This window comes from Kineosphaera limosa NBRC 100340, assembly GCF_000298215.1.
GTDB classification, from domain to species: domain Bacteria; phylum Actinomycetota; class Actinomycetes; order Actinomycetales; family Dermatophilaceae; genus Kineosphaera; species Kineosphaera limosa.
Genome location: NZ_BAHD01000074.1, coordinates 15,708 through 34,149, shown reverse-complemented (window position 1 = coordinate 34,149; position 18,442 = coordinate 15,708). Strand labels below are relative to the sequence as shown.

The 18,442-nt window shown below is 71.1% G+C and carries 14 protein-coding genes; 6 read left to right on the top strand and 8 right to left on the bottom strand.

Features of this window, described 5'->3' with window-relative positions:
- Nucleotides 1-40: 40 nt before the first annotated feature.
- The gene (locus KILIM_RS25505; RefSeq protein ID WP_373280991.1) at nucleotides 41-328 is read left to right on the top strand and encodes an alpha/beta fold hydrolase; all 288 of its coding nucleotides are present in this window, start codon (nucleotides 41-43) and stop codon (nucleotides 326-328) included.
- Nucleotides 329-390: 62 nt separating this feature from the next.
- Here KILIM_RS25505 and KILIM_RS17745 read toward each other — a convergent pair whose 3' ends face one another.
- The 4 genes from KILIM_RS17745 to KILIM_RS17730 form a co-directional block, all read right to left on the bottom strand.
- Nucleotides 391-2,394, bottom strand: a complete 2,004-nt coding sequence (locus KILIM_RS17745) for an acyl CoA:acetate/3-ketoacid CoA transferase (protein WP_006594112.1) — start codon at nucleotides 2,392-2,394, stop codon at nucleotides 391-393.
- Between the two features lie 187 nt (nucleotides 2,395-2,581).
- A complete protein-coding gene (locus tag KILIM_RS22720; protein WP_006594111.1) occupies nucleotides 2,582-4,600 on the bottom strand; it encodes a sensor histidine kinase in 2,019 nt (672 codons plus the stop codon).
- A gap of 3 nt (nucleotides 4,601-4,603) precedes the next feature.
- Nucleotides 4,604-6,703, bottom strand: coding sequence for a sensor histidine kinase (locus KILIM_RS22715; RefSeq protein ID WP_169330776.1), 2,100 nt, complete (start codon nucleotides 6,701-6,703; stop codon nucleotides 4,604-4,606).
- Between the two features lie 117 nt (nucleotides 6,704-6,820).
- Nucleotides 6,821-7,324, bottom strand: coding sequence for a hypothetical protein (locus KILIM_RS17730; protein ID WP_006594109.1), 504 nt, complete (start codon nucleotides 7,322-7,324; stop codon nucleotides 6,821-6,823).
- 174 nt (nucleotides 7,325-7,498) lie between these two features.
- Here KILIM_RS17730 and KILIM_RS17725 point away from each other — a divergent pair, with 174 nt between their 5' ends.
- The gene (locus KILIM_RS17725; protein WP_006594108.1) at nucleotides 7,499-8,587 is read left to right on the top strand and encodes a LacI family DNA-binding transcriptional regulator; all 1,089 of its coding nucleotides are present in this window, start codon (nucleotides 7,499-7,501) and stop codon (nucleotides 8,585-8,587) included.
- A gap of 9 nt (nucleotides 8,588-8,596) precedes the next feature.
- Complete coding sequence (locus tag KILIM_RS17720) at nucleotides 8,597-10,009, top strand: AI-2E family transporter (RefSeq protein WP_006594107.1); 1,413 nt, start codon at nucleotides 8,597-8,599, stop codon at nucleotides 10,007-10,009.
- A 28-nt stretch (nucleotides 10,010-10,037) separates the two neighbouring features.
- Here the strand turns inward: KILIM_RS17720 and KILIM_RS22710 are convergent, their stop codons facing one another.
- The gene (locus tag KILIM_RS22710; RefSeq protein ID WP_006594106.1) at nucleotides 10,038-10,901 is read right to left on the bottom strand and encodes an alpha/beta hydrolase-fold protein; all 864 of its coding nucleotides are present in this window, start codon (nucleotides 10,899-10,901) and stop codon (nucleotides 10,038-10,040) included.
- 207 nt (nucleotides 10,902-11,108) lie between these two features.
- On the opposite strand from KILIM_RS22710, the gene KILIM_RS17710 reads away from it, so the two are divergent.
- Entirely contained in the window at nucleotides 11,109-13,217 is a 2,109-nt protein-coding gene (locus KILIM_RS17710; RefSeq protein ID WP_006594105.1) for an NAD(+) synthase, read from the top strand.
- Between the two features lie 26 nt (nucleotides 13,218-13,243).
- A complete protein-coding gene (locus KILIM_RS17705; RefSeq protein ID WP_006594104.1) occupies nucleotides 13,244-15,028 on the top strand; it encodes a hypothetical protein in 1,785 nt (594 codons plus the stop codon).
- 135 nt (nucleotides 15,029-15,163) lie between these two features.
- On the opposite strand, the gene KILIM_RS17700 is transcribed toward KILIM_RS17705, so the two are convergent.
- The 3 genes from KILIM_RS17700 to KILIM_RS17690 form a co-directional block, all read right to left on the bottom strand.
- A complete protein-coding gene (locus tag KILIM_RS17700) occupies nucleotides 15,164-17,047 on the bottom strand; it encodes an ABC transporter ATP-binding protein (protein ID WP_040563770.1) in 1,884 nt (627 codons plus the stop codon).
- Between the two features lie 105 nt (nucleotides 17,048-17,152).
- Entirely contained in the window at nucleotides 17,153-17,491 is a 339-nt protein-coding gene (locus KILIM_RS17695) for a type II toxin-antitoxin system PemK/MazF family toxin (RefSeq protein ID WP_006594102.1), read from the bottom strand.
- Nucleotides 17,475-17,672 (bottom strand): hypothetical protein, encoded by a 198-nt coding sequence (locus KILIM_RS17690; RefSeq protein WP_040563769.1) that lies wholly within the window; start codon nucleotides 17,670-17,672, stop codon nucleotides 17,475-17,477. The genes KILIM_RS17695 and KILIM_RS17690 overlap by 17 nt, the downstream gene beginning before the upstream one ends.
- Before the next feature lie 96 nt (nucleotides 17,673-17,768).
- On the opposite strand from KILIM_RS17690, the gene KILIM_RS17685 reads away from it, so the two are divergent.
- The gene (locus KILIM_RS17685) at nucleotides 17,769-18,440 is read left to right on the top strand and encodes a hypothetical protein (protein ID WP_006594100.1); all 672 of its coding nucleotides are present in this window, start codon (nucleotides 17,769-17,771) and stop codon (nucleotides 18,438-18,440) included.
- Nucleotides 18,441-18,442: the final 2 nt, after the last annotated feature.

Sequence of the window (18,442 nt, the reverse complement as noted above, 5' to 3'; positions counted from 1 at the left end):
GCTGGCGTATCGAGAGCAGGAACGGCCTGCTGCTGACCGCGTGGTCGTGCTGGTGCACGGCTTAGGGATGTCGAGCCGGGCGTTTCGAGCGTTGATGCCGCGGTTGGCGAGTGACTTTCGGCTGCTGGCGCCAGATCTGCCCGGCTGCGGTGACAGCGAGCGGCCGTCGGCGGCGTTGAGCGTGGACGACTTGGTCGGAGTCCTGGTGGGGTGGTTGGACGCGTTGGGGGTAGAACGCGCGGATTTTGTCGGCCACTCGCCGACGGCAACCCCGCGCTCCGCACCATCGGCTAGGCCCACCGGGCAACATCCTGCCCGGTCCACCTAGCCCCGCGAGGCGCGAGGTGCCGCGAGGCGCCGCGAGCAAGCGGCCGGCGCGCGCGCCAGCCCCTACGCCCCCCGCAGCCGGTCCTCGGCCTGGGTGCGGTTCTCGAAGAGGTTGGGCACGAAGTCGCTCTTGCTCATGGCCTCGTCGAGGCGGGCACGCAGGAAGGCGTTGGAGGTGTAGCGCGTGACGTTGGTGTAGAAGCGCTCCATGAGCCCCTCGACCATGTGCACATACGGGTCGACGAGCTCGGGCACGATCGTGAAGCGGTCGTAGTTGACGACGGCCTGGATGCGCCGGCCCAACGGACCCACCGTGTCTTCGACGGCTCGCCGCACGCGGTCGATGTCCGTGGTGGAGCGGATGTCGAGGCCCTCGAAGTCGATGAAGATGACGTCGCGCGCCTCGTCCACGGTCAGGCGGGCGTGCATCGGCACATCGAGCAGCGCGGCGCGCAAGCCCATGACCTCGCCGGCGAAGATCCGCGGGTCCATATGCACGAGGTTCTCGGGGGCACACGACAGGATCGGCTCGAAGTCCATCTGCCCCAGAATGTCTCGCTCGTAGTCGACGCCAGGTGCGATCTCCACCAGCTCCAACCCGCCCGGCACCAGCCGGAAGACGGCGCGCTCGGTGACATAACGAACCTCCTGGCCGTTGACCAGGGCCTGCTCCCCGGAGAAGGTGCGGTGCTCGACCTCCGCCACGAACTTGCGCTGCTTACCCTCCTGCTCGATGACCAACTGCCCCTCTTCGACGCGAGTGCGCAGGCCGCCGGCGGTGAACGTGCCGACGAACACCACGGAGCGGGCGTTCTGGGAGATGTTGATGAAGCCGCCGGCGCCGGCCAGGCGGGTGCCGAAGCGGGAGACGTTGAGGTTGCCCTGCCGGTCGGCCTGCGCCAGCCCGAGCACCGCGAGGTCGAGGCCGCCGCCGTCGTAGAAGTCGAACTGGTTGGGCTGGTCGATGATCGCCGCGGCGTTGGTCGCCGCCCCGAAGTTCAGCCCGCCGGCGGGGATGCCGCCGACGACACCCGGCTCCGCCGTCAGGGTCAGCAGGTCGATGATCCGCTCCTCCGCGGCGACGCTGGCGACCCCCTCCGGCATCCCGATGCCCAGGTTGACGACGTTGTTGGCGTCCAGCTCCATCGCCGCGCGCCGCGCGATGACCTTGCGCTCGCTCATCGGCATCGGCGGCACGCTCGTCGCCGGCGCCTTCAGCTCGCCGGAGAAGAACGGGTTGTAGGCCTCCAGGAACGTCTGCTGGTGGTACTGCGGCTCCTCGGCGACGACGACGCAGTCGACCAGGATGCCGGGCACCTTGACCTGTCGGGAGTTCAACGTGCCGCGGTCGGCGACCCGCTCCACCTGAGCGATGACGATCCCGCCGGAGTTGCGCACGGCCATCGCGATGGCCTGCGCCTCCAGCGTCAGCGCCTCCCGCTCGAACGTCAGGTTGCCCTCGGGGTCGGCCGTCGTGCCGCGGATGATGCCCACGTCGATGGGGAACGCCTTGTAGAAGAGGTACTCGACGCCGTCGATCTCCATGACCCGCACGAGGTCGGTGGTGGTGCGCTCGTTGAGCTTGCCCCCGCCGTGGCGCGGGTCGACGTAGGTGCCCAGACCCACCTTGGTCAGGGTGCCGGGCTTACCGGCAGCGATATCGCGGTACAGGTGGCAGATGACGCCCTGCGGCAGGTTCCACGCCTCGATCCGCCCCTCCACGGCCAGCTTCTGCAGCGTCGGCACCAGCCCCCAGTGGCCCCCGATGACGCGGGCGACCATGCCGTCGTGGCCGAAGTGGTTGAGGCCGCGGGTCTTGCCGTCGCCCTGCCCGGCCGCATACACGAGCGTCAGATTGCGCGGGTGTCCGGCGTCGTTACGGTCGTCGAGGCCGAGAAAACGACGCTCGAGCGCCACCGCGATGTTCTCGGCGAAGCCGATGCCGACGAATCCGCTGGTCGCCACGGTGTCACCGTCGTGGATGAGGTGCACGGCCTGGTCGGCCGACACGATCTTGCCCGTGTCGCCGCTGCTCAGCCCGTGCAGGGGGTGAGGGTGTCGTCGCATGCTGCCTCCTGTGCGCCACGCTGCGCATCGACCTGCCCCGGGGGTTACCGGGGCAGGGATCGTCGTCAACCGAACGCGGCCATCGTGCCCGATCCGTGTGGGCAGAGTAAGGGGCGAACGGCCCCACGAGACCGGCGGGCGGCAGTCAGGCGGCCAGGCCGTGGGAGCGGTCAGGCCGTGGGAGCGGTCAGGCCGTGGGCAGCGTGACGGCGAAGGTGGCGCCGCCGTGCTCGTTACCCCGCGCGCTGATCGTGCCGCCGTGCCGCACTGCGATGGAGTGGCACAACGCCAGGCCCAGGCCGATCCCGGCGAAGGTGTCGGAGTCCTTGGCGCCGCGTTCGAACGCGGCGAAGATCTTCTGCTCGTCGCCGGGTTGGATGCCGACGCCACAGTCCGCGACCTCCAGGCGCACCCAGCCCGGGCGGTCGTCGACGGTGCGGACGCACACGCGGGGCCGCTCTCCGGGCCGGGTGTACTTCACGGCGTTACCCACGAGGTTGGCCAGCAGCTGATGCATGAGCGACCGGTCCGCATAGACGCTGTGGGCGATGTCGACCTCCACGATGGGATCCAGCGCCTCGTTGCTGCCGTAGTCGGCGACGACCTCGGCACCCAAGGCCGCCAAGGGCACCTCGGATCGGCGGAGCGCGCCCTGCTGAGTCACGGTGAAGGACAGGTACTCGTCGATCAGCCGGCGCATGCGCATCCCGGCCTCCCGGGCCCGCACCAGCGCCTGCTGCCCGGCGACCGGGTCACCCGCGGCCAGTTCGTCGTCGGCGGCCTCCATCCAACCGGCGACCGCCGACAGCGGACCCTTGAGGTCGTGGGCCACGGTGCCGGCGAAGCCGCGCAGCTCCCTGTAGCGGGCGTGTTCGGCGGTGACGTCGTGGAACACCAGCAGCACCCGGGGCCCGCTCCGGCTGTCCACGTACCGCGATGAGGCGCGGACGACCCTGGTCCCGCCGTCCGGGGTCGGCACGCTGAAGTCGCCGTCGGTGCGACCGGTGGAGGTGCGCGTGGGCAGCGGCAGCTCGTCGTCCCCGATCTCCCGGCCGCCGTCGGAGGTGCGCACCCGAAAGTAACGGGACCAGGATTGCGGGGGGCGGGTCGGGATCGGCCGCCCCAACAGCCGGCGGGCGCCCGGGTTGTGCAGACCGATGGCGCCGTCGGGGTCGGCGACCATCACCCCGTCGCTCATCGAATCCAACATCGCCCGCAGCAGGTCGGCCTGTGCGCGAGCGGCGGCGCGGCGCCGACCCAGCTCGGCCAGCATCCGGATCCGCTGATGGCGGAAGAGCGACAGCAGCACGGCCAGGCACGCCCCGAAAGCCAACATGCCGTCGAAAATGACGACCGAGTAGGGGTAGCGTCCGGCGTCGACGATGCCTGCGGCGCCCGCCGCGCCCGCGCTCAGCGAGACGGTCAGCGCGTAGATGCCGGCAGCGACCGGCCGCAGGGTCATGCCCGCCCACAGCGCGGGCATGAGACCGATCCACGAGATCGACAGCTCCGGTCGCGTGCACGAGACGACCACCGTCACGATGCCGACGACGAAGAGGATGCCGTGGTGCAGCCAGGAGATCCGCCGATCTACAGCGGTCTGATCCCAGTGCCAGATGATGAGAAAGGAGACCAGCCCGATGAACGTGTGGCTCCAGACGCGCACACCCCACCAGACGCGCTGCTCCAATCCCCAGGACGGGCCCGCTCCGATGAGGGCCACCACCACCGCGCCGGCCGCCGCGGCCCCCAGCAGCCCCATGACCATCTGCGGCGTGCGCGGCGCCCACCGCGCGTCGTCGACGACTGCGCGGTACAGCCGCAGCACCACCAGCGCCGCGAGGAGGTGCGCCGCGGCGACGTAGAGCGCCGTCGCCACCGGCGTCCCGGCGAGCAGCAGACCGGCCACCATCGTCACGAAGCAGACCGTCGCCACCACCGTCTGCCAGGGCGGCCCTGGCCACCGTGGCGCTGCCCGCCCGCCGGGGCCCCGCCAGGGGACGGTCAGGGCCACCACAACGGCGGGCAGCATGAAGGAATACAGCGGGATCTTCAGGCCGGGGCTCGACCGAGCACCGATCAACCACGCGGCCAGGCCGATGACACTCAGGGTCAAACCCAAGACGAGCAACGGGCGGCGGTCGGCGATCGCGGGGCGGCCAGGTGGTGGCGCGGACAGGCCCGTGCGCTGCGGGTCGCTGGTCATCGACTAGGCCTTCGGCAGCGTGAATCGGAAAGTGGCCCCGCCGTGCTCGTTGCTTTCGGCGTGGATGCGCCCACCGTGGCGGGTGACGATCGAGTGACACAGCGCCAGCCCCAGGCCGGTGCCCGCGACCTGCTCCGCGTCCTTGTCGCTGCGGGAAAAGGCATCGAAGATCCGTTGTTCGTCACCGGGTTGGATGCCGACACCGCGGTCGGCCACGACCACCTGCACCCAGCCGGGCTCGACATCGTCGTGGCTGCGCAGCTCGATGCGCGGGCGCTGGCCGGGCCGGGTGTACTTGACGGCGTTGCCGACCAGATTGGACAACAACTGGCGGGTCAGGGCGATGTCCGCGCGGCTGGTGTGGGTGACGTCCAGGTCGAAGGTCGGGGCGAGGGAGTCCCGCGGGTAGCTGTCGGCCACCTCGCGCACCAGCTCCGCCAGCGGCACGTCGCCGAGGCGCAGCAAGCCCTCCCTGGCGACGGTGAAGGCCAGGTAGTCGTCGATGAGCAGGCGCATCTGGTCGCTGGCCTGCCGGGCCTTGGTCATCGCGTGGCGCCCCGCGGCCTCGTCGGCGGAGGCGAGTTGCTGCTGGGCCAGTTCGATCCAGCCCGTCAAGGCCGTCAGCGGGCTCTTGAGGTCGTGGGCGACGGTGCCGGCGAAGCCGCGCAACTCGCGGTCGCGGGCCTGCTCGGCGGTCACGTCGTGGAAGAGCAGCAGCACTCGCGGCCCCACCTGGCTGCGCAGCAGGTGGGCCGAGGCGGCCACCACCCGCTGCTCACCCTCGGAGTTGCGGATGCCGTACTCCTTGGGGGGTAGGGAGTCGGTGCCCTTCTCGAACCACAGCGGCAGCTCGTACTCGGCCACGGGCCGCGAGCCGTCGGGGGTGCGGATGCCGAAGTAGGCCGCCCACGAGGGCGGGGACTGCGTCGGGATCGCCGTGCCCAGCATGCGGCGCGCCGCCGGATTGTGCATGACGATGCCGCCCTCGATCGGATCGGTCAGCAGCACCCCGTCGCTCATCGACCCGAAGACCGCCTCCAGCAGATCACTGACGTCGGCGGCCTGCGCTCGCTCGGTGCGCATAGCCTGCGCGAGGCGGGCGTGCTCGTCGCGGAAGAGCACCAACAGCATCGTCACGAACGTGCTGAAGATCAGCAGGTAGTCGGCGATCGAGGCGTTCGACAGCGCCCCGGCCTCCGCCATCCCCGGCAGCAGGACGGCGCTGGCGGCCGTGGCGAAAGTGCCGAACAACAACACGTATACGGCCCCGCCGAGCGGGGTCAGGGTCATGCCGGCCAACAGGGCCGGCGCCAACGCCATCCAGGCCAGCGGCAGATCGGAGTAGGCGCGCGGCAGGTACGTGCACAGCACGCCGAGCACGCCCAGGAGGATGAGCTGCCAGGTTTGCGGGACGGGCAGCACCCGCGGGCGTCGCCAGTAGAAGAACAGCGAGACCGTGGCCAGCCCGGTCCACAGGTTCGCCAGGTTGCGCGAGGCCCACTGCACGGCCGGCTCCAGCTCGAGCTGGCCCAGGTCCAGCCCGGGATAGGCGCCAACTGCGCCGAGCAGCACGGACACCGCGACGCAGGTCGCGAACAGCGAGATGAGGTCGCTCGGTGTGTGTGGCGCCCAGGAGTCGCGCGGTAGAGCTGAGCGGTACAAGAACATCCCGACGATGGTCAGGCTCACCATGGCCACGGCGACCCAGACGCCCGACAGGCCCAGGCCGTGCACCCAGCCCAACCACAGGGAGTAGGTCGCGGCGAGCACGGCGGCCACCACCCAGAACCCTCGACCGCGCGGCGCCGCACCACCGCGCCACCAGACGCCCAACGTCAGAAAGATGGAGGCGGCCGGCGGCCAGACCAGCAGGGTTTGCGTGTGTGCATCGAGGGTGAGCAGCCCGACGGTCACGGTGGCGGGGCCGATCACCAGGCCCATGGCCAGCAGGAGCCACCGCGACGGCCACGGCTCGTTCTCCGGCTGGATGGAGTCGTCAACCGGAGCTGAGGCCGTGCCTTCTTCGGGGCCTGCTTCGGGATTTGCTTCGGGGCCTGCTTCGGGCCGACCGGCCCGGCGGATCGACTCCGTGAGGTCGGTCATGCGCGATCGCGTCGGTTGACCGACCATCCCACCTCCCCAGGACCACGGCGCGGTGCTCCGTGCCGCCTGTCCCATCGGCCGGGACAGGCGGTTTCGGGAGTGTGACGGTGCGGTGAGTCAGTCGGATTTTGCGCTCGGGTCGGGCTTTTCGGTCGGGTCCGCCCGTTGCGTCGGGTCGTTGCCGGCGAGCAACTCGCGGTCGGCGTCGGTGAACATGGGGTCGTCGAGCGACTCGTAGGCGGCCAGTTCGCGCTCGGCCTCCTGCGGGAGGGGTACGTCGCGGTAACTCGTCTCGCCGCTGCCGTCGTAGGGGTCGCGCAGCTCACCGGAGGAGGAGGTGTCGCCGGGCGGGTCGACCGGCGCCCCGCCGCCCGACGCCGGGACGGGCCCGCGGAAGCGCCCTGGATCTGGCCGCGCGGCGGCCCCGCCATCGAACTCGTCTACGTCCAGGTCCACGTCCACGGGCGTCGCACGACCGCCGGCCTGGCCTGCGACGTGCTCGCGGACCGCCTCCTCGCGTCGCCGCTGCTCGGCCCGCCGCCCGGCGAGCATCGCCACGAGCAGCAGCAGACCGATGAAGATCGCCGCCACCAGAATCCACGAACCGATCGCAAACCCCATCGTCGTCCTCCGCTCAGGCCAGCACCCGTGGGCCCGACGCTACGACAGCCGCGCGGCCCGCGCGCACTTTCGGCACACCCACCGGTCGGGCAGCGGGCCCGACCGGGCACGACGGCGCCATTTTCACGGCCTAAGGTCATGCCCGGGCTGTTCCGTTTATGGAACTCTGAATGTGTGAGCAACAGGGTCAAGGCGGCGGATGTGGCACGGCTGGCCGGCGTCTCGCGCACCGCAGTCTCCTTCGTGCTCAACGGACGCGCGGAGGGCAATATCTCGGCCGCCACCGCCGATCGGGTCCGGGCGGCCGCGGCCGAACTCGGCTACACCCCCGATCGGGTGGCGCAGAGCCTGCGCCTGCAGCGCACCAACGTCATCGGTCTGCTCACCGACGGCATCGCCTCCTCCCCGTTCGCCGGGCGCATCCTCTCCGGGGCGATGGACCGCGCCGCCGAGTCCGGCTTCGTGCTCGTGGTCGCCGACACGCAGGGGCACGCGGATCGGGAGGTCGAGGCGGTCGAGGAGTTCTCCCGTCGCCGCATCGACGGCCTGCTGTACGCCTCCATGAAGCTGCGTGAGGCGGTGCAGCCGCCGACCACCAGCCTCCCGCTCGTTCTCGCCAACTGCAGCGGTGCCGACCCGCACGCCTTCGTCGTGCCCGACAACGCGAACGGCGGGAAGGGGGCCGCCCGGCATCTGCTCGAGCTGGGTCACCGTCGCATCGTCATGCTCGGGGGGCCGGGCGACCCGGCCGGTGAGCAGCGCAGCGGCGCCTTTCGTGCGGTGCTCGCGCATGCGCGCCTGCCGGGAGCCGCCACCTGCGTCATCGGCATCGGCCGCATGTGGTCGATCGACGTGGGCTACCAGTGGACCGTCCGCACCTTCACCGACTCCCGCGGGCACCTGCGGTCCGCCGCCACCCGCCCGACCGCCGTCTTCGCCGTCAACGACCGCGTCGCCACCGGCGCGCTGCTCGCCCTCGGTCAGTTGGGGCTGCGGGTGCCGCACGACGTCTCGGTCGTCGGTTTCGACGATCAGGAGCAGCTCGCCGCCCATGTCGTCCCGGCGCTGACGACCTTCGCCCTGCCCTTCCGACAGATGGGTGAGATGGCGGCCGATCGGCTCGTCGCCGCCATCTCGACCCGCGAACCCGTCCGCCTCGCCATGCGGCTGCCGTGCCCGCTCGTCGTGCGGGAGTCCACCGGGCCGCCCCCGTCGTCGGACTCCCCCGTCGTGGGAGGGTCCGAAATCGCCGCCCACAGGTAACACTGAGGTGTGAACGCACGCAGCTCAGGGGAGTCGTCGCGGTCGCCGCACGCCGCCTCCGACGGCGACCCTCCGGTCGAGGCGACCACCCCTCCCGCCGGGGCGGAGCACATCACGGGGACCGAGCACGCCGCTCCCACGGGCCCCACCGCCGCGACCGAGCACCCGGTCGCGACGAAGCACCCGGTCGCGACCGCGGCCGCGGCGAAGGACCCCGGCCCAAGCGACTCCACCGACCCCGCGCCCACGGGAGCACCGCCGCCGCGCTTTCCGCAGCTCGAGCCGCATCCGGTCGAAGAGCTCATCCACCCCGAGCGCGACGGCGACGCGGGTGGCGGGTCGATCCCGCGGATCGGGGTCGCCCTGCTGATCATCGGGGCCGCGTGGCTGGCGGTGTCGGCGGTGCGCAGTCTGCAGGGCATCGTGGGGCCGTTGCTGCTGGTGCTGAACCTCGTGATCGTCGCCTATCCCGTGCAGGCTCGCCTCAACAAATGGGGCCTGCCGCGCATCATCGGGGCGATCGCCTCCGGGCTCATCGTGTTCGCCATCGTCGTCACCTTTTTCGGGGCGCTGGCGTGGGCGATGGCACTGCTCGTGCAGGAGATCCCCGGCTACCAGCAGCAGTTCTCGGCTCTCTACCAGTCGACGCTGGACCAGCTCGCGCGCCTGGGCGTCAGCGAGACCCAGGCGATGGCGCAACTGCAGGGGCAACTCAATCCGTCCCGCGTCGTCGGGCTCGCCGCCTCCACCCTCTCCGGGCTGACCGGCGCCCTGACCCTGCTCCTGGTCACCGTGACCATCGTGTTCGTCGTGCTCATCGACTCGATGAGCCTGCCCAAGCGGCTGGAGGTCGCGGGCCGCACCCACGCCGACATCGTCGCCGCGCTCACCGGGTTCGCGCACGGTGTCCGGCGCTACTGGGTGGTCTCCTCGGTGTTCGGCGCGATCGTCGCGGTGCTCGACATCATCGCCCTGTGGTATTTGGGGGTGCCGCTGGCGCTCGTCTGGGGGATGTTGTCGTTCCTGACGAACTACATCCCCAACATCGGGTTCGTCATCGGCATCATCCCGCCGACCCTCATGGCGTTGCTGGCCAACGACCCGTGGACCGCGCTCATGGTGGTCGTCGCCTATTGCGTCATCAACTTCGTCATCCAGTCGATCATCCAGCCCAAGTTCCTCGGCGACGCGGTCGGCGTCACCGCGACGGTCTCGCTGCTCAGCCTGCTGTTCTGGGCCTGGGTGCTCGGGCCGCTCGGCGCGCTGCTCGCCCTGCCGTCGACGCTGCTGTGCAAGGCCCTGCTCGTCGACCTCGATCCGCGGATGCGGTGGTTCGACGCGTTCATCGCCAGCCATCCCGAGTCCGGCAATCAGCTGCGTAAGGGGCGGCGCAAACGCTCGACGGCTTCGACTCCCGGCTGAGCTGCGGGTCTCTTCCCGCGGACCTTGTTCAGGCTGAGGCGAGGCGGGCCAACCAGCTCATCGCCGGGCCCCAGTACACGCGGCTGAACTCCGTGGTGTGCCCGCCGGCGGCGAACGCGACCCGGGCCTGCGGCAGGCGCTGCGCCAAGTCGAGGTTGCCGGGAAAGAAGCGGTCGGAGGTGCCGCACGCCAGCCACAGCGGCACGCCCCGGAGGCGGTCGACGCGGCCGAAGATCGAGTTGCGGGCGAAATCCTGCGGGTCGTCGAACGCCCCCTGGGAGGCGCCGGCGTAGGTGCGTCGCAGCGCCGCGCTCATCGTCGCGACCCCGAACACGCGGGCCGGGCCCAACTCGCCGGCCAGCCACAACGCGCCGAAGCCGCCCATCGAGACTCCGGTCAGGCCGATGCGCTCCGTCGGCAGTCCTTGCTTGGCCAGCAGCGGCAGGAACTCTCCCGTCAGCATCGCCGGCGCGTCGGAGCCGGCGCGCGGATGCCAGTAGGTGCGGCGACCGTCGATCGCGGCGATCGCCAGGCCGGTTTCGCGGGCGATGCGCGGCGCGTCGAGTTCGTTGAACCAGTAACTCGCGGAGCTGTCGCGGCCGTGCAGCGCGAGCACCAGCGCGCGGGCGTCCTTGGGCACCGCCACCCGCCACCGCAGCGGCGGCCCGGGCACGTAGCTGGAGTGCAGCTCACCCTTGCGAATCTCGACGCCGGCGGCCAGGGCCACGGTCTCGGCCGGTGACCCGACCGCGGCGAGCGCACCCATGAAGGCCGCCGAACGCAGCACCGTGCGCCGGTCGACGTGCTTGCCCAGCAGGCGCGCGACAGCGCCCGCCGGCGCGCGGTCGTGATCGTGCGGATCGGGTCGAAGGCCCGTCCCCTGTGCCCCCATATGCCCACTATCGGCCAGCCCACACGCACCACCTGCGGTCGAGACCCAACTGTTGTGAACCACACGGCTATCCGTCCCAGCGCGCACTCAGCGAGCGACCGGAGCGCGGCCCACGCCCCCGCTCGTCGACCACGCTCACCGGCTGCCCGAGAGCCCCGACACGCTGCCCGAGAGCGCTGACCTGCAGGGGCGGCCTAGGCTGCCTCCATGGACTTCGGCTCCGTCTATGCGCACGGTTTCGCCCGCGTCGCGGCCGCCACGATGCCGATCGCGATCGCCGACCCGGCCCGCAACGCCGAGACGATCGCCACGATCGCCCGCGAGATGCACGACGAGGGGGTCGCGATCGCGCTCTTTCCCGAGCTGTGCGTCAGCGGGTACGCGCTGGAGGACCTGCTCTTGCAGGACCCCCTCCTCGACGCCGTCGAGGCGGCGCTGGCTCAGCTCGCTTCGGCCACCGCGGGCCTGCGGCCGGTACTGATCGTCGGCGCCCCGCTGCGCAAGGGCAACCGCCTCTACAACTGCGCGGTGATCCTGCACGGCGGGCAGATCCTCGGGGTCGCGCCCAAGTCGTACCTGCCCACCTACCGGGAGTTCTACGAGCGGCGGCACTTCGCGCCCGGCGACGACCAGGTCGGTGAGACGATCCGCCTCGGCGGGCCGCTGGCTGGGCTGGCCGGGTCGGCTTCGTCGGACGGGTCGGCAGGGTGCGATGTCGTGCCGTTCGGGCCCGACCTGCTGTTCCGCGCGGTCGACGTGCCGGGGCTGGTGCTGCACGTCGAGGTGTGCGAGGACCTGTGGGTGCCGGTGCCGCCGAGCGCCCGCGCCGCCCTGGCCGGCGCGACGATCCTGGCCAACCCCTCCGGCTCCCCGATCACCGTGACCAAGGCGGAGACGCGGCACCTGATGTGCCGCGCCGCCAGTGCCCGCTGCCAGGCCGCCTACGTCTACGCCGCCGCCGGAGAGGGCGAGTCGAGCACCGACCTCAGCTGGGACGGGCAGACGATGATCTACGAGCGGGGCGAGCTGCTGGCGCAGACCGAGCGCTTTCCTCAGGGGCCGCGCCGGTCGGTCGCCGACGTCGACCTCGACGTGCTGCGTCAGGAGCGGATGCGCACTGGCACCTTCGACGACAACCGCCGCACCCTGGCCGACCTCGGCGAAAAGCCTTACCGCACCATCGAGTTCACACTCGATCCGCCCGACGGTGACATCGGGTTGCGGCGAGCCGTCGACCGATTCCCGTTCGTGCCGAACGACCCCTCCCGGCTCGCGCAGGACTGCTACGAGGCGTACGCCATCCAGGTCAGCGGGTTGGAGCAGCGGCTGCGGGCGATCGGCAATCCCAAGGTCGTCATCGGCGTCTCCGGAGGGCTGGACTCGACCCAGGCGCTCATCGTCGCGGCCAAGGCCATGGACCGGTTGGGGCGGCCGCGCAGCGACATCCTGGCCTACACGATGCCCGGGTTCGCCACGGGCGAGCACACGAAGAACAACGCGCTCGCGTTGTGCGCGGCGCTCGACATCCCCTGCGAGACCCTCGACATCCGGCCCGCGGCGGCTCAGATGCTCAAAGACATGGGGCACCCGTTCGGGCGCGGCGAGGAGGTCTACGACGTCACCTTCGAGAACGTGCAGGCCGGGCTGCGGACCGACTACCTCTTCCGGATCGCCAACCACCACGGCGGCATCGTGCTCGGCACCGGCGACCTGTCGGAGCTGGCGCTCGGCTGGTGCACGTACGGCGTCGGCGACCAGATGAGCCACTACGCCGTGAACACCGGGGTGCCCAAGACCCTCATCCAGCACCTCATCCGCTGGGTGGCGTCGTCGGAGCAGTTCGCGGGCGACGTCGACGAGGTGCTGCTCTCGATTCTCGCCACCGAGATCACCCCCGAACTCGTGCCGACCCGCGACGGCGAGACGCCGCAGTCGACGCAGGCCAGCATCGGGCCGTACAACCTGCAGGACTTCACCCTGTTCCACGTGCTGCGACACGGCCTGCGGCCGACGAAGATCGCGTTTCTGGCCTGGCACGCCTGGCACGATGCGGCCCTCGGGCAGTGGCCCGCCGGTGTGGCCGAGGACGAGCGGGTCGCCTACGACCTGCCCCAGATCCGGCGCTGGATGGAGGTCTTCCTCAAGCGCTACTTCGCGTTCAGCCAGTTCAAGCGCTCCGCCCTGCCCAACGGCCCCAAGGTGCTGGCTGGCGGGTCCCTCTCGCCGCGCGGCGACTGGCGCGCCCCCTCCGACGGCAACGCCCGCGCCTGGCTGGCCGACTGGGAGCGCATCCCCCACGACTGGCCCACCCCGTAACCTCTCCCCCGACCTACGCTCGAGTCATGCGATTCGAGCGGGTCGGCGGGGCGGCGTTGGGCCTGGCAGCCGTGCTCGGGATGGTGCTCTTCGGCGTGGCGATCTGGCGCACCTCGTACGGCCTGGACCGCACCGACGAGGGCATGTACCTGCTGCAGGCGGCGCACCCGCAGGACGATCCCGCGACCGTCCTGCTCTTCGGGTACCTGCTGCATCCGCTGCACGCTTTGGGCACCGGAAACATCTTCGGCTTCCGGCAGTTCGGGCTCGTCACCACCTTCATGCTGTCGGCCTCACTCATGGGTCACGTGGCGCGCGTGGGCGGTGCCGGGCGCGTGGCCCAGGTGGCCGCTCGGTTCGCCGGCGGGGGCGGTGCCGCGCTGTCGGTGGCGTGGTTTCCGCAAACGCCCAGCTACAACACCGTCGCGCTCTGGGGATGCCTGGTTGTGGGCATCGGCCTGGCCGGCGCGCTCGCCGACCCCGGGGACGCCTCGACCCGCACGCGCAGGAGGCCGCGCAGGCCCGCGTGGGCGACGGGGCCGCACTGGACAACAGGGTGCTGGTGGGCACTGATCGGGCTCGGGATCGTGCTGGCGGGCATCGGCAAGCCGACGAGCGCGATCGCCACCCTGGTCGTGGTGCTGGTCGTGGTGCTCGCCGTGGGACGGCGCGCGCAATCCGTGGCTCCGGCCGGGCTCGGTCTGCTGGCGGGGTTGGCCCTCGGAGCGTTGGCCTTCTTGCTGCTGTGTCTGGCCGTCGCCGGGCGGGCTCCGGTGCAGTTGCTGCAGACCGTGCGGGCCGGGGTGGAGTCGGTGCGGCTGCTCGGCGGGCACGACCGACTGCTGCGACTCGACCCGCTGGACCCCGCGGCCTGGCCCGCGGTGGTGGGCGTCGGTCCAGGCACGGCGGCCGTCCTGCAGGTCATGCTGCTCGTGCCCCTGGCCACCCTGATCGTGCTCACGGTGAGGGTGGCGAGAACCCGCGCTGCGACGGCCCGAGGCGCGAGCGGACGCGGGCCGATGTTGTCGGTAGCTGACACATCGAGCTCTGACGATGCTCACCGCGCTCGACGCCCAGCCCCGCCGGTCCCAGTGGTTCTGGCGCTGCTTGTACTGCCCGCCTGCTACGCCTTGGGCACCAATACCAACCTGTGGCAGCAGATGGGCCGGGCCGGCTCGCTCTGGCTCGCTGCCCTCGTCTTGGTGTGCGCCACCGTGCCGCACTCCGTGCGAGTCGACTCCCGCCGGGCGCGGGCGAGTTGGGTTGCTCGGATCGGCCTCACCGTGCTTGCGGTGACGGTGCTGGTCGGTGCGGTGACGATGACAGGCCGGGACAGCTACTACCGCTACCCGCCCCCGACGCAGGACACCGTGAGCGCACGCGTGAATCCGTCGATGTACCAGCTGCGGCTGACCCCGCAGGACGCTCGCGACTCCAGCGCCATTGTCGCGGCGGCGCCGTACGTGGCGGGTCGCGACATCCTCGACGTCACCGGCGCTTCCCCCGGCTACATCTACCAACTGGGCGGTCGTGCCCTCGGTAGCTCCTGGCTCATCGGCGGATACCCCGGCTCCGAACAGGCCGCCGCGCACGCGATGAGCCTCGTCGAGTGTCACCGGATCGGCACGGCCCTGGTGCTGGACTCCCCCGACTCGCCGCGCGCCATCCCCGGGCTGCTGCCCGCCCTCGGCTTGAACCCCGAGCGTGACTACCGGCCGATCCTGCAATTCCGCCACAACCTCGGCTGGCACGTGCGCCTGCTGGAGCCGCTGCCCAGCGCCGCCGACGCTCTGCGCTGCCCGGGCAACTGACCGGGGGCGGTTTAACCGCCACCAGGGGGTGAAATCCGCCGGTTGGCGTCGCGCTCGCCCGGCGGGTCAGAAAGATAGTGTTCGCTTTTACCCGGTCCGGTGAGCAAAAGCGAACACTATCTTTTCGCCGGACCGTCAGGCTGGCGCCTCCGAGGCCGCCTGTTGGCCGTACTGGGTGCGGTAGAGCTCGGTGTAGCGGCCGCCCGCGGCCAGGAGGGCGTCGTGGGTGCCGCGTTCGATGACTCGCCCGGCTTCCATGACGAGGATCTCGTCGGCGGCGCGGATCGTGGACAGCCGGTGGGCAATGACCAGGGCGGTCCGGCCGGCGAGGGCGGCACCCAGGGCCTCCTGCACGGCGGCCTCGGAGCGAGAGTCCAGGTGCGCGGTGGCCTCGTCGAGGATCACGACTCTCGGCTGGGCGAGCAACAGGCGCGCGATCGTGACCCGCTGGCGTTCGCCGCCTGAGAGCCGGTAGCCGCGTTCGCCCACAACGGTTTCGAGGCCGTCCGGCATCGCGCGAACGACCTCCTCCAGGCGCGCCGCCTGCAACGCGGACCACAGTTGCTCGTCGGTCGCAGCGGGATCGGCCAGGCGTAGGTTGGCCGCGAGGGTTTCGTGAAAGAGGTGCCCGTCCTGGGTCACCATGCCGACGGTGTCGCGCAGCGAGGCCGCGGTGAGGTCCCGCACGTCGATCCCGGCCAGCCGAACGGCGCCGGCGTCGACGTCGTAGAGGCGTGAGACGAGCTGGGAAGTCGTCGACTTGCCCGCCCCCGACGAACCCACGAGCGCCACCAGGTGACCGGCCGGGATCTCGAACGACAGGTCGTGCAGCACCTGGTTACCGGCCCGCGGGTCGAGGGTCGCGACCTCCTCCAGCGAGGCCAGCGACACCTTGTCGGCCGCCGGATAACCGAAGTCGACGCCCTCGAAGGTCACCGCGACCGGCCCTTCCGGCACGGCCACCGCGTCGGGTTTCTCGGTGATGAGCGGGGGCAGGTCGAGCACCTCGAAGACCCGCTCGAAGCTGACGAACGCGCTCATGATGTCGACACGGGCGCTGGCCAACGCCGTCAGCGGCGCGTAGAGCTGGGTGAGCAGCAGCGCGAGCGCCACGACGGTGCCCGGGGCCAGCATGCCGCCGAGGGCGAACCAGCCGCCGAGGCCGTACACGAGGGCCAGCGCCAACGCCGAGACCAGCGTCAGGGCGGTGACGAAAACCATCTGCAGCATCGCGGTGCGCACGCCGATGTCGGCCACTCGGCTGGCGCGACCCGCGAATTCGGCGGACTCGGTCTGCGGCTCGGCGAACAGTTTGACCAGCGTGGCTCCGGGAGCGGAGAAACGTTCGGTCATCTGTGTGCTCATGGCCGCGTTGTGGGTGGCCGCCTCGCGCTGCAGCCGCGCCAGGCGGGCGCCCATGCGGCGGGCGGGCACGACGAACACCGGCAGCAAGACGAGGGCCAGCACGGTGATCTGCCACGACAGGGTCAGCATTACCGCGAGCGTCAGGGTGACCGCCACCAGGTTGGTCACCACCCCGGACAGTGTGGTGCTGAACGCCCGCTGCGCGCCGATAACGTCGTTGTTGAGGCGGCTGACGAGGGCTCCGGTGCGGGTGCGGGCGAAGAAGGCGATCGGCATTCGCTGCACGTGGTCGAAGACGGCCCGGCGCAGGTCGAGGATCAATCCCTCACCGATGCGGGCGGACAGCCAGCGGGTCCACAGGCCGAGCGCCGCGACGGCGATCGCGATAGCGCCGATGATGAGCGCCAACCGCAGCACCACCGCGAATGATTCTTGCGTGGTGATCGCGTCGATGACCCGCCCGGCGAGCAGCGGCGTGGCGACCCCGAGCACCGCGGTGCCGACGCTGCCGATCAAGAAGCCGACGAGCGCCCTCCGGTGCGGGCCGGCGAACCCCAGGATCCGGCGCAACGTGGCCCGGCTGAACGGGCGACGGTCCGACTGGGCGTGCATGGCGCTGTACATCGAGTGCCACGCGGTGACCTCCATACTCATGGCTTCGAGAGTAGGAGGGCGTTCGACCCCGCCGAAATCGTCCCCGACGGCCCGCTGCGGAGTGAATCGCCTGCTGACGTGGGCCGACGGCGCGCGGTGTCGCGGCTATAGATCCAGGAGCAGGGCGAGGGTCTCGCGAACCTCGCTGAGAGCAACCGGACCGACGTTTCCCCTGCGGTCGCCGATTCGCGTCGTGGCGACCGAGCGCACGTGCTGGCATTGCGCGGACGAGCGGGTGTCGAGACGGTTGTCGTCGTCGGGCTCGATGATCACCTCGGTGCCGCTGCGGCGGATCGCGCTCGTCAACGGCACGACCTGAACGACGTTGGGTCCGCCGGCCAGAACCCGACTCGCCGTGATCACGATGGCTGGTCGACGTAGCCCGGCCTCGCTGCCGGCCGGCGTTCCGAGGTCGAGTTCGACGACATCACCCGGCGTCAGCATCGAGCCAGGCCACCTCGTCGTCGGTGAGGTCCGCGGCGAGGTCGGCACCCATGGCGTCCTGACGGAGGGCTCGGATCGCCCGGCTCACCGTCTCGTCGATGGTCTCGTGGCGTTCGGCGGCCAGGCGTGTCACGCGGGCGTGCGTGTCCCTGCTGATGCGGATCGTCGTCGTGTCGGCCATGCCATTCATCGTAGAGCCTTGTAGACAAATTCGTCTACAGTGCGGCGCAGTCGCCGGGACATCTGCCGGCGTCGGCGCGCCGCTTAGCCTGGGCCGATGAAGTGGCCCTGGGACGCGCTCACGCTCGTCGACCGCTTCTGGCTGCTGACGACGGGAGTGCACCCGCGGCGGCGCCCCACCCACTCGGCTCGGCTCGGGGTCGCGATGGCGGCGATCCGGGCGATCGAGTTGGCCGGCGAGGTGCGCTGGACCGGGCTCGACGAGGACGCCCGGCTGTACTCCATCGCCGACTGTCGCTGCCCGCAGCCGCTGCGGACGTGGCACGACGCGCTGCAGGCCAACGAGCACCTCGACCTGCAGGGCGTGGCGGCTCGGTTCGCCCTCGACCCGCTGCTCGCCGATGCCTGGCGGCAGGCCGGTGAGCACCTCGCGGACCTCGGCCTCGTCACCGTGCAGCGGTCGCGCTTCGGCCGGTTCGGCAACTACGCCTACGGCGTGGCCCACGTGCCGCAGTTGCGGGCCCGCCGGCGCGACATCATCGGCCTCGTGGCTCCCTCGGACGGTTCCGTGCAGGACCTGCCGACCGACATCCTGGAGTTGCTGGTCGTCGCCTCCGCCGCCGACGCCCTCAGCGACCTGCTGCGCGTCCCCGGCCTCGACCCCTCACCGAACCTGGCCGCCGCCATCGACTTCGCCACCCGAGGCAGCCGCGCCCGGCGGCGCCTCGAGGAGACGGCCCGCTACCGCGGACTCGACCTGTCGTCGTGATG